Origin of the sequence: Aurantimonas sp. A3-2-R12, assembly GCF_036016755.1 — a bacterium.
GTDB classification, from domain to species: Bacteria; Pseudomonadota; Alphaproteobacteria; order Rhizobiales; family Rhizobiaceae; genus Aurantimonas; species Aurantimonas coralicida_A.
This window is the reverse complement of the sequence record NZ_JAYXIH010000012.1, coordinates 14649-26918: the sequence shown is the minus strand read 5'-3', so window position 1 is coordinate 26918 and position 12270 is coordinate 14649. Positions and strand designations below refer to the sequence as shown.

8 protein-coding genes are annotated in these 12270 nt (G+C 65.4%); 7 read left to right on the top strand and 1 reads right to left on the bottom strand.

Translation table 11 applies throughout. The features are described from left to right. Positions 1-162 precede the first annotated feature (162 nt). The 4 genes from xylF (at position 163) to VSX60_RS08250 (ending at position 5081) form a co-directional block, all read left to right on the top strand. Positions 163-1206: a D-xylose ABC transporter substrate-binding protein gene (xylF, locus tag VSX60_RS08265; RefSeq protein WP_327623680.1), complete on the top strand. Its 1044-nt coding sequence runs from the start codon at positions 163-165 to the stop codon at positions 1204-1206. A 187-nt stretch (positions 1207-1393) separates the two neighbouring features. After that, positions 1394-2707 (top strand): sugar ABC transporter permease, encoded by a 1314-nt coding sequence (locus VSX60_RS08260; protein ID WP_327623679.1) that lies wholly within the window; start codon positions 1394-1396, stop codon positions 2705-2707. 8 nt (positions 2708-2715) lie between these two features. Then, on the top strand, positions 2716-3540 hold the full coding sequence (locus VSX60_RS08255; protein WP_442872864.1) for an ATP-binding cassette domain-containing protein: 825 nt from the start codon (positions 2716-2718) through the stop codon (positions 3538-3540). Positions 3541-3686: 146 nt separating this feature from the next. Continuing rightward, positions 3687-5081 carry a dipeptidase gene (locus tag VSX60_RS08250; RefSeq protein ID WP_327623677.1) on the top strand — a complete coding sequence of 465 codons (1395 nt, stop codon included), beginning with the start codon at positions 3687-3689 and terminating at the stop codon, positions 5079-5081. Positions 5082-5226: 145 nt separating this feature from the next. Here the strand turns inward: VSX60_RS08250 and VSX60_RS08245 are convergent, their stop codons facing one another. Further along, positions 5227-7194: a tetratricopeptide repeat protein gene (locus VSX60_RS08245; RefSeq protein WP_327623676.1), complete on the bottom strand. Its 1968-nt coding sequence runs from the start codon at positions 7192-7194 to the stop codon at positions 5227-5229. 235 nt (positions 7195-7429) lie between these two features. Between VSX60_RS08245 and VSX60_RS08240 the strand changes: the two genes are divergently transcribed. The 3 genes from VSX60_RS08240 to VSX60_RS08230 all read left to right on the top strand — a co-directional run bounded on the left by VSX60_RS08240 (position 7430) and on the right by VSX60_RS08230 (position 12270). Further along, positions 7430-8263 (top strand): MipA/OmpV family protein, encoded by an 834-nt coding sequence (locus tag VSX60_RS08240; RefSeq protein WP_327623675.1) that lies wholly within the window; start codon positions 7430-7432, stop codon positions 8261-8263. 249 nt (positions 8264-8512) lie between these two features. After that, complete coding sequence (locus VSX60_RS08235) at positions 8513-10771, top strand: transglycosylase domain-containing protein (protein ID WP_327623674.1); 2259 nt, start codon at positions 8513-8515, stop codon at positions 10769-10771. 290 nt (positions 10772-11061) lie between these two features. Further along, positions 11062-12270 carry a TadE/TadG family type IV pilus assembly protein gene (locus VSX60_RS08230; RefSeq protein WP_327623673.1) on the top strand — a complete coding sequence of 403 codons (1209 nt, stop codon included), beginning with the start codon at positions 11062-11064 and terminating at the stop codon, positions 12268-12270.

The window sequence follows — 12270 nt, the reverse complement described above, 5'->3', positions numbered from 1 at the left end:
CCTCCGCTCTTTTGGTCGGATCGTGCGGTCCCTCGAATGGCACGTTGACACGGATGAGAATTGCTGTCACGATTTTTTACGAGGCTTGGAAAAAGTCTCGACCGGTCGGGAGAACGGTCCGGTCGGTCTGATCGTGGGGCGCCGATGCGCCGGGAGGATTTCATGAAAATTCTGAAGCTCGCGCTAGCCGGCGCGGTGTTCTCGATGGCTGCCGCGGGCGCGGTTTCCGCGCAGGAAGGCAAGACCGTCGGCGTGTCCTGGTCCAACTTCCAAGAAGAGCGCTGGAAGACCGACGAGGCGGCCATCAAGGCAGCGCTGGAAGCTGCCGGCGCCACTTACATCTCGGCCGACGCCCAGTCGTCGGCTTCCAAGCAGCTCACCGACGTCGAGTCGCTGATTTCCCAGGGCGCCGACGCGCTGATCATCCTGGCGCAGGATTCCGACGCCATCGCGCCGGCTGTCGAAAGCGCCGTCAACAACGGCATTCCGGTGGTCGGCTATGACCGCCTGATCGAAAATCAGGACGCTTTCTACATCACCTTCGACAACAAGGAAGTCGGCCGCATCCAGGCCCAGGAAGTGCTGAAAGCGCAGCCGGAAGGCAATTACGCCTTCATCAAGGGCTCGTCGTCCGATCCCAACGCGGACTTCCTGTTCTCCGGCCAGATGGAAGTCCTCAAGGACGCCATCGACTCGGGCATGATCAAGAATGTCGGCGAGGCCTATACCGACGCCTGGCTGCCGGCCAACGCCCAGCAGAATATGGAACAGATCCTGACCGCCAACAACAACGAGGTCGACGCAGTCGTCGCCTCCAACGACGGCACCGCCGGCGGCGCCGTCGCGGCGCTCGAGGCCCAAGGGTTGGCCGGCTCCGTTCCGGTCTCCGGCCAGGACGCCGACCACGCCGCCTTGAACCGCATTGCCCGCGGCACCCAGACCGTCTCGGTCTGGAAGGACTCCCGCGAACTCGGCAAGCGGGCGGCGGAAATCGCGCTCGACCTCGCGAACGGGACGGCGATGAACGAAGTCGCGGACGTCGAGGCGTTCAGCGGCGGACCGAAGGGGGTCGAGATGCAGTCGATCTTCCTGAAGCCGGTCGCGATCACCAAGGACAACCTCCAGACGATCATCGATGCCGGCTGGGTGTCGAAGGACGTCGTCTGCCAGGGTGTCGAAGCCGGCTCGACTCCGGCCTGCGGCTAAAACGACCTGTGGCCGCGGCCCGTGAGGGCGGCGGCCACTCCGATCCATTCGAAGGATCGTTCAAGGCGCAAGGCAAAGCCGCGCCAAGCTTTCTATCCATCGCAATTCGTTGCACAGTTCGGCAGAGCCGAGCCCTCGATGTGTCCATCAGGGACCAACGACAGGGCGCCGCTCGAGGGAGGCGGCCATGAGCCAAGCGACATCGGGGACGACAGCCGGAGCGGCGGCAACGCCGGGCGGCGGTGGCCTCAAGGGCTTCATCCGCGCCACCGAGGTGGACACGCGCATGCTCGGCATGGTCGGCGCGCTGCTGGTCATCTGGCTGGTCTTCCACGTCCTGTCCGGCGGCATTTTCCTGACCCCCCGCAACTTGTGGAATCTCACGGTCCAGACCTCATCGATCGCGGTGATGGCGACCGGCATGGTGCTGGTCATCGTCACCCGCAACATCGACCTGTCGGTTGGCTCCATCCTCGGCTTCACCGGCATGGCGATGGCGGCACTGCAGGCGCAGATCCTGCCCGGTCTCCTCGGTTTCGACAGCCCCTTCGTCTGGATCATCACGCTTCTCGGCGGCATTTTCGTCGGCGTCGTGATCGGTGGCCTGCAAGGCTACGTCATCGCCTATCTCGGCGTGCCGGCCTTCATCGTCACGCTTGGCGGCCTTTTGGTCTGGCGCGGCGGCGCCTGGTGGCTGACCTCCGGCCGGACGGTCGCGCCGCTCGACGATACCTTCCGGCTGATGGGCGGCGGCGCCACCGGTTCGCTCGGCGAGACCTGGACCTGGGTGCTCGCTCTCGTCGCCTGCGTCGTGGTCGCCGTCTCGCTCGTCCTCGCGCGGCGCCGCCGCCTCAGCTTCGGCTTCCCACTCAGGCCTATCTGGGCGGAGGCGACCATCGGCGCCATCGTCTTCGTGGCCATTATCGGCGCCGCCGCCATCGTCAATGCCTATAAATGGCCGTCGGCGATCGCCCGGCGCTACGCCACCGCCAACGGCATCGAAATGCCCGAGGGCGGACTGCAGATCGGCTACGGCGTCGCCGTGCCGGTGCTGCTCGCCATCGTGGTCGGCATCGTCATGACTTTCGTCGCCCGCCGCACCCGCTTCGGCCGCTATGTCTTCGCCATCGGCGGCAATCCGGAAGCCGCGGAACTGGCCGGCATCAACACCCGCTGGGTGCTGATGAAGGTGTTCATGCTGATGGGCGGCCTCGCCGCTCTCGGCGCGGCGATCTCCACGGCCCGCCTCAACGCGGCCACCAACGCCCTCGGCACGCTCGACGAGCTCTATGTCATCGCCGCGGCGGTGATCGGCGGCACCTCGCTCGCCGGCGGCGCCGGCACGATCATCGGCGCGATGCTCGGCGCTCTCGTCATGCAGTCGCTGCAATCGGGCATGGTGCTCTTGGGCGTCGATTCGCCGCTGCAGTCGATCGTCGTCGGCATCGTCCTCGTCATCGCCGTCTGGATCGACACCACCTACCGCAGGAGGGCCGCATGAGCACGACGATGGAGGCCATCACCGACCACGGCCCCGGCCACCCCGGCGCCGTCGATCGCAGCGGGCCGGCGCTGATCGACATGCGCGACATCTCGATCGCCTTCGGCGGCATTCACGCGGTCGAAGGGGCCTCGGTCGACCTGTATCCCGGCGAGGTCGTTGCGTTGCTCGGCCACAACGGCGCCGGCAAGTCGACGCTGATCAAGATCCTCTCCGGCGCCTACAAGCGCGATGCCGGCACGATCCATGTGCGCGGCGAGGAGGCCGCGATCTCCAACCCGCGCGACGCCAAGGCCTACGGCATCGAGACGATCTACCAGACGCTGGCGCTCGCCGACAATGTCGACGCGGCCGCCAACCTCTTCCTCGGCCGCGAGATCCTGACGGCTTGGGGCACGCTCGACGACGCCGCGATGGAGGCCGAGGCCCGCAAGGTGATGGGCCGGCTCAATCCGAATTTCCGCCGCTTCAAGGAGCCGGTGAAAGCGCTGTCCGGCGGCCAGCGGCAGTCCGTCGCGATCGCAAGGGCGATCCTGTTCAACGCCAAGATCCTGATCATGGACGAGCCGACCGCCGCGCTCGGGCCGCAGGAGACCGCGCAGGTCGGCGAACTGATCAAGGAATTGAAAAAGGACGGCATCGGCATCTTCCTGATCAGCCACGACATCCACGACGTCTTCGATCTCGCCGACCGGGTGATCGTTATGAAGAACGGCCAGATCGTCGGCGGCGCCAAGACCGGCGATGTCACCAAGGACGAGGTGCTCGGCATGATCATCCTCGGCAAATGCCCGCCCGGCGCGACGCCCGGCCCCGGCGCGATGGTGGAGTGAGGCCCGACGCCGCTTCCGGCTGAGGCCTTGATCCCGACCGTCCCGCTCCCTTAACGATAGCGCCGAGACGACCGCGTCCGACGCCCGGCTGTGACCTGAAAGGGGCAGCCGCCCGCGTGGCGCTTTCTCCAACGACGGGACCCCTCATGGCCAATCTCGACAGTGTGCTCGCCTGCCTCGACCTCAATCTCGACCGGGCGCTCGGGCGCCTCACCGACCTTCTGAAAATCCCGTCGATCTCGACCGATCCGGCCTATGCCGCCGATTGCCGGCGGGCCGCGGAGTATCTGGCCGGCGATCTCGCCGCGATCGGCTTCGACGCCTCGGTGCGCGACACGAACGGCCATCCGATGGTCGTCGCCCATCACGACGGGCCTTCCGGCGCTCCGCACGTCCTGTTCTACGGTCATTACGACGTCCAGCCGGTCGACCCGCTCGAATTGTGGGAAAGCCCGCCTTTCGAGCCGACGATCCGGGAGATGCCGGACGGGACCAAGCGGATTGTGGCGCGCGGCTCGGCCGACGACAAGGGCCAGCTGATGACCTTCATCGAGGCCTGCCGGGCCTACAAGGCCGAGACCGGCGGGCTGCCCTGCAAGGTGACGATCTTCCTGGAGGGGGAGGAGGAATCCGGCTCGCCCTCGCTCAACCCTTTTCTCGACGCCAACCGGGCGGAACTTTCGGCCGACGTTGCGCTGGTCTGCGACACCAATATGTGGGACCGGCAGACGCCGGCGATCTCGACCGGCCTGCGCGGCCTTGTCGGCGAGGAAGTGACGATCAAGGCGGCGAGCCGCGACCTTCATTCGGGTTATTTCGGTGGCGCCGCGCAGAACCCGATCCGCGTGCTGGCGAAAATCCTGGCCGACATCCACGATGACGATGGCCGCGTGACGATCCCCGGCTTCTACGACGGCGTCGACGAACTGCCGGACGACGTCCGCGCGATCTGGGACGACCTCGATTTTTCCGAGACGGACTTCCTCGGCCAGGTCGGCTTGTCGATGCCGGCCGGCGAAAAGGGCCGTACGGTGCTGGAGCAGGTCTGGGCCCGGCCGACCGCCGAGTTCAACGGCATGTCCGGCGGCTACACTGGCGAGGGCTTCAAGACGGTGATCGCGGCGGAGGCGAGCGCGAAAGTCTCGTTCCGGCTGGTGTTCCGTCAGGACCCGGAAAAGCTCCGCGCCGCCTTCCGCGAATTCGTCACGTCGCGCCTGCCGGCCGATTGCACGGCGGAATTTTCGCCGCATGGCGGCTCGCCGGCGATCCAGCTGCCGTTCGATTCGCCATGGCTCGAAAAGGCGCGGGCCGCCTTGTCGGACGAATGGCCGAACAAGGCGGTGATGATCGGCATGGGCGGCTCGATCCCGGTGGTCGGCGAGTTCAAGGACAGGCTCGGCATGGAGTCGCTGTTGATCGGCTTCGGCTGCGGCGACGACCGCATCCATTCGCCGAACGAGAAGTACGAGATGACCTCTTTCCACAAGGGCCAGCGCTCCTGGGCGAGGGTGCTGGCGGCGCTCGGCGGGGCGGCGGGTTAACGAGCCGTTAACGAAATGGCTCTATTTTAATCGATCACGGGGATACCGCACTCGCGGAGCGCATTGCTCCATGTGACGAGCGGGGACAGACGAAGGGCGCGGCGCCGAGGGGGTGCCGCGCCCTTTTCGTTGGGGCGTCCAGCTCTCAGTCGTCGGCCCTGTCCATTGCGTCGATGATGTAGGCCCGCAGGCGCTCGGCTTTCTCGATGTAGAAGGCTGCTTGCGCTTCCCGGTAAACCTCCAGCGCGCCGTCGACGGCGTCGAGCGCGGAGTGCAATCGGCTTTGCTCGTTGGGTTTCTGGAAAAGCGAGAAAAACGCGATGGCCAGATTCTCCTGCGTTTGTGCCCACAGGAATGGCGCGCGGTCGCGGGTGCGTTCTTCGAGCGCTGCGCGATAGGCGTCGATGGCCTGTTCGAGGCGCACGGTGCCGCTCTCCTGCTTGCCGAGGCTCGCTAGCGCACCGCCGAGATTGTTCTGGGTCATGGCCCAGTCGAGGGGCACGCGATCGCGGGTGTGTTCTTCAAGGGCGGCGTTGTAGGCATCGACGGCCTGTTCAAGGCGTTCGGTGCCGCTCTCCCGCTCGCCGAGACTCCGGAGCGCGGTGCCGAGATTGTTCTGGGTTCGGGCCCAGTCGAGGGGGACGCGGTCGCGGGAATATTCTTCGAGGGCGGCGAGGAAGGCGTTGACGGCCTGTTCGAGGCGCTCTGTGCCCGTCTCGCGCTGGCCGAGGATTGCCAGTGTGTTGCCGAGATTGTTCTGGGTCCCAGCCCAACCGAGAGGCATGCGATCGCGGGGTCGTCCCTCTAGGGCGGCTTTGAAGGCGTCGGCGGCCTGTTCGAGGCGCTGTGTGCCGCGCTCACGCTCGCCGAGGCTGGCAAGTGCAATCGCCATATTGCTCAATGCCGCGCCGCGTTCATCGCTATTCGTGGCCCGCTCGACCGCGATCCGCGCCAGTTCGATCGATATATCGAGATCGAGATTGAGGCCCTTGTCGCGGCCGCGCACGTACCATTCGTCCTGCAGGCGGCGGAGGGCGGTGAAGCGGTCGGCTTCGGCGGTTTCGAGATCGAGAATTTCGACCAGCAGATGCGCCGCCTCCTCGGTCCGAAACGTCGACAGCGCAATCGCCAATTTTCCGTGTTTCGCCTCGACCAGACCTTCGCGGCGCAAATCCAACTCCGCGTCGATCTCGCTCCGGTGCGCGAGGAGGCGTTCGTAGGCCTCGGCTTCCTTGCTTTCGATTTCGGACAGGATGGACCAGACGCGGTCAACGTCTTCCTGTCGATAGGCCTCCAGAGCCTGTTCGCGGAGTTCGCCGAGTTCGGGCAGGAGGTTCTGTGACGCGGACAGGGCGTCGATACGCTGGCCCGCGTTTTTCCAGTCCGCCGCCAATCGCATCAGAGTTACCGGCCACTGATCCGGCGGAACATTCCGATCGAGGATCGTCTGGAGGAAGGCATCGATCAGCGATCGGGTCGACCCGAGTTCGGTTTCCGCCCGCGCCTTGGCTGCCTCCAGTTCAGCTTGCTGAGATGCCGACAGCGCGACTCTTTCGATTGTGGCTTCAAGTCGATCGAAGCGCGTGAACACTTCGCGCTGGAACCAGGGCTGCATCGTCGCTTCGAAGGCCTGGTCGCCGTCGAGGGCGGCAAGCGTCTGGACAACGAGACCGTGGAGCGCGCGGCGGTTGATCCTCTGTTGCGGGTCGATCTCCGAACCAAGGTCGCCCGGAGCCGCAATGCTGGCCTCCGTCAGAACGATTGTCGCGAGGCCCGAATTGTCCCGGCCGGCGTCCATCACCCGGCGAGGGTCAAGGGCGAGCCGTGGCAGAACGGCGGCCAGCGCCGCCTCCATCGGTGGAATCTGATCGTCGGTGATGTCGCCGCCATTGCGCGCCCAATCGCGGTAGTTCGCTGCGATCCGGCGTTCAAGCCGCTTCATCATCGCCTGGGGCTCCGGCCCGCCTTGCCGCAGCTTTTGCAGAATCGAGGGCAGGGTCAAAACAACCGCGGCGCCTCCCAGCGCCAAGGCAGCGGGGCCGGCGGAGGCGGTCGCTAAGCCGAACAGGGCAGTACAGAAGACCGCCAGCTTTTCGCAAATTTCGCTTCGCATCGGTCTCCGCGCCTTGAACGCCGCGAGTGTGGTGGATGCGGCTGAGCCGATCAAGCGAGTCGCGACGAACCGCCGCTGTGGTCACTCAGCAACGGCGCCGACGGAAACTGCGCGGGGGCGTGCGAAACCGGCCAAAGATCATTGTCGCTCGCCGGATTTCGGGTATGAACGAGGGGCATAACGTGCCCGGTGCCACCACGGCAAAATGAGGCGCGAATGGCTGGAGTATCAGGACATGATCGTGCGTACCGGCGTTGCGGCGCTCGCCCTTCTTCTCGGCTCGAGCCTCGCTGTCACGGCGGCCGATCACGTCGCCGGTCCCTACGATCCGAACCCAGCGCCGCTCGCCCCGGCCGCCTATGATTACGGCGACGCGGATTTTGTTTTCGAGCTCGGCATTTCCGGTTTCGTCTCGCCGGAATACGACGGCTCGGACGAATATCAGATCACCCCGGTGCCGATCGTCAGCGTCGAATATCTGAGCATTCCCGGCATCGGCGCCTTCGGCGGCAAGGATGGTCGCGGTTTTTCCATCGGTCCGTCCTTCGGTTACACCGGCGAGCGCGAAGCGTCAGATTACCCCGAACTCGCCGGACTGAACGATGTCGACGCCACCTACGAGCTGGGCCTCAAGGCCAGCTATGAATGGGAGAACGCCGAGATCTATGGCGCTGCGCGCTACGCCTTCGGTGGCGGCGAGGGCCTCGTCGGCGACATCGGCGCCAATCTGATCGTGCGGCCGACCGAGCGGATCATCCTCAAGGCCGGTCCGACCGCGAGCTTTGCCTCCAGCGACTACATGGACGCCTATTTCGGGGTCACGACGTCGGAAGCCTTTGCCTCCGGCGGCCGGTTCACCACCTATGCGCCCGAAGGCGGCTTCAAGAGCGTCGGCGTCGCGGCCTCGGCGCGCTACGAGGTGGTCCCCGACTGGTTCCTCAATGCCGACGCCTCCTATGAGCGGTTGGTCGGCGACGCCAAGGATTCGCCGATCGTCAAGGCCGGCGATGAGAACCAGTACACCTTCGGTCTCGGCATCTCGCGCCGTTTCTCGCTCGACCTGTTCTAAAGCGCCGGACGCACGAAGGACGCTCTAACAGTTTGATTGAGCGTCGGAATTATCCAAAAACCGGACTCCACTTTTTGATCCGATGCTGCAAGGCCGCAGGACGCCGACGCCGGGGTCCGAGCCCGACTTCAATTGCTTAACGCCCCGTTAAATCGCCGCAATTAGACTGCATTCCCGCTGGTAAGGGGATGATTGAGGGTGGGCCGTCGCCGCGGCGGCATGCTCTTCGCCGAAAGGGCTTTGGGCTAAATGGCACGACGGCACGAGCGTATCGAACCGACCTTCGACGGGCCGGAAGGCGACGACGATTTCCACGTCAGCGCCGACGACAGAACCGTGCCGATGGCGAGCAACGACGCGCGCCGCAAGCTTCGCGACAAGACCACCCGTGCCAAAACCCGCACGGCCAAGCCGGCTTCGACCGCGCGGCGGTCGAAAGGCGGTGGTTCCGGCGGGTCGGGGGGTGGACGGCGCCGGCGCGGCTTCCTCGGCCACATCTTCCGGCTGTTCCTGATGCTCGGCCTCGTCGGCGGCCTCGCCGTCGCCGCGGTGGTCGGTTATTTCGCCGTCAAGCTGCCGCAGGAAGCCTGGGCGATCCCGGATCGCCCGCCGAACGTCAAAATCGTTTCGGTCGGCGGCGAACTGATGGCCAATCGCGGCCTGACCGGCGGCAAGGCGGTCTCGCTCGACGAAGTCAGCCCGTACATTCCGCAGGCGGTGATCGCCATCGAGGATCGGCGCTTCTACGAGCATTGGGGCATCGATCCGGTCGGCATCATCCGCGCCTTCAACGAGAATTTGGCGGCGGGCGAAACGGTGCAGGGCGGCTCCACCCTGACCCAGCAGCTGGCCAAGAACATCTTCCTGAATCCGGAACAGACCATTCAGCGCAAGATCCAGGAGGCGATCCTGGCGCTGTGGCTGGAGACCAAGTTCACCAAGAACCAGATTCTGGAGATGTATCTCAACCGGGTTTATTTCGGCTCGGGCGCGACCGGCGTCGAGGCGGCCGCGCGGCGCTATTTCAACAAAACGGCTTCCGAGGTCGATCTGGGTGAGGCGGCGCTTCTCGCCGGGCTGTTGAAAGCGCCGTCGCGTCTGTCGCCCGCGCGCGATCCGGCTGCCGCCAAGGCGCGCGCCGAGGTGGTGCTGGGGGCGATGCGCTCGGCGGGCTTCATCGGCGAGGCCGAATACGCGGCCGCCAAGGCGCAGCAGCCGACCACCGCCAAGAGCTACTGGACCGGCGCGGAGCACTATGCCGCCGACCTCGTCATGCGGGACATTCGCGATCTCATTGGTGATGTGACCGAGGACGTCATCGCCGAGACGACGATCGATCTCGGACTCGAAAGGACTGCCGAGAAGGTCATCCGTCAGACCATCGACGGCGCCAAGCAGAATGTCTCGCAAGGCGCGCTCGTCGCCGTCGACGGAACCGGCGCGATCCGCGCCATGGTCGGTGGCCGCGACTACGCCCAGAGCCAGTTCAACCGTGCCGTCGACGCCAAGCGTCAGCCGGGCTCATCGTTCAAGCCTTTCGTCTATGAAACGGCGCTTGAAAACGGCTGGCGTCCCGAGACGGTGATCGACGACGCGCCGGTCCAGATCGGCAATTGGACGCCCCAGAACTACGACAACCGCTATCGTGGCCCGGTCACCGTCGCCGACGCGCTCCGCCAGTCGCTGAACACGGTCGCGGCGCGGCTGGTGGACAATGTCGGCGCTCCGGCGGTGATCGAGACCGCCAAGCGCATGGGTATCGAGTCGCCGATGGTCGACAATGCCTCGATCGCGCTCGGAACCTCGGAAGTCTCGCTGCTGGAACTCACCGGCGCCTTCGCGCCCTTCGCCAATGGCGGCTATCGGGCGACTCCGCACCTCGTCAACCGCATCACCACGGAGAGCGGCAAAGTGCTATGGGAGCGCGGCGCCGAGGTTCCGCCGATCATCGTCTCCGCTGACATCGTCGGGATGATGAACGCGATGCTCACCCGCGTCGTCACCGGCGGCACCGGCCGCAAGGCGGCGATCGAGGGATGGCAGGCCGCCGGCAAGACCGGGACGACCCAGGACTACAAGGACGCATGGTTCCTCGGCTACACGGCTAATTTGACGACCGGCGTCTGGCTCGGCAACGACAACGGCGCCAAGATGCAGAAGGTCACCGGCGGGTCGTTGCCCGCGCAGGCCTGGCACGATTTCATGACCGCCGCCCATGAAGGCCTGCCGGCCGTGCCGCTGCCCGGCGACTACCGGATCGGCGAGGCGGAAGCCCCGCTCACCGCAGACAGTGGTTATGGTGAGGACCGCTATTACGATTCCGAGATGCCAGCCGGCGAGGATCAATATTACAATCAGGCCGGCGCGCCGCTTCCGCCCGCCGACGTCGGCGGGCAGGGTGTCGTCATTTATGACGGACCGCCGCCGCCGGGCGTGACGGTGGAAGGCCGCGTCAATCCCGGCCGGTCGAGCGACCGGTCCTTGTTCCGGCGCCTGTTCGGCGGCTGATCGGCCGTTCTCCGTCAGCGGACGAGACCATTGCCCGAGTAAACTCCCGGCTCCAGGTACAGACCGAAGCGGCCAGCGGCTGCGACAAAGTCGCGTGGCGCTTCGGCGCGCCGTGTCGCTTCCTCCGCTGTAGCGGCTGGCAGACCGCTGGCGCCAAGGGGGTGGCGGCTGCGGCGGCGGGCGATCTAACGCTCACTCCATGCCCTGCGGTGAAATGCCACTCTTTCTGTCAACGGAGTGGAAGGAATTTGCTGGCACGCTAAGGAATTGAATTTAAACAGGAGATAGACGTGAAGCCGCTGCGCGGACTGATCCGACGCTTTGCCGGGAACCGGGATGGCACCATTGCCATCATCGGGGCGCTCGTTCTGCCCGCGGCGGTCGGCATGATGGCTATTGGCGTGGAAGCCTCGATGTGGCGTGCCCGGCAGGTGAAGCTCACGACGGTGACCGACGCCGTCGCATATTCCTCTGCCCTGCTCAGGAAAGACGGTGTCGGTCTCGACACAGTGCGGCAACGTGCCCGCGCGCAAGCCATTCTGGCAGGGTTTCCGGCCGATACTGTCACGGTTGATGTCGATTTCGATTCCGCCGGCAAGACGAATGTGCAGATCTCGGAGAAGCAGCAGCGCTATTTCTCGCTGGTTTTCGGAAATGCGGACATCGACATCGCCAAGAGCGCGGTGGCGGAAGCCACCGCCGGCTCGTCCGCCTGTCTCGTCGCGCTCAATCAGACCGGCCCGGCGCTCTCCTTCGGAGGCAACGGTCAGGTGCGGCTGCGCAATTGCGTCGCCGCGTCGAATTCGCGCGCGACGAACTCGATCTACCGTTTCGGCTCCGCTTCGCTCGATATGGAATGCCTGGTCACCGTCGGCGGCATCCAGGGTGTGAACCCGAACCAGACGGTGTGCGAGGCAGAACAGACCGGCATTGCCCCGATCGCCGACCCGCTGGCTTTCGTGGCTACGCCCCAGGTCTCGGGAACGTGTTCGATCAGCGTTTCAGGCACGAAGAAGAATATCGTGAAGACCATCCGCCCCGGCCGCTGCTCGGCCTCGGATTTTTCAGGAACCGTGCGCCTCAAGCCCGGCACCTACGTGTTTTCCAGCGATCTCAAGCTGAATTCGGGCACCGAGGTCACTGGCGACGGCGTGACGCTGGTCTTCGAGAAGAACGCCAGCCTCTCCATCAACGGTCATGCCCGGGTCGAGCTGACGGCCCCGAAGACCGGGCCACTCAAGGATATTCTGCTGTTCGGCCGTGACAGTGACGGCTTTACGCACAACGGCACCGCGGACGTGGCGCTGTCAGGGATCATCTATTTCCCTTCGTCCGAGGTGAAGATCAACGGCAATGCCACCAGCGCCGCCAGCTGCACGCGGATCATCGGCGGGTCAATCGCCTACAAGGGCTCGAGCTTCTTCGACAGCACCTGCGTCGGCGGCGGCGAAGGACAGGCCGACCTGGTCGTCAACCGATCCGCATGGATCACGGACTAG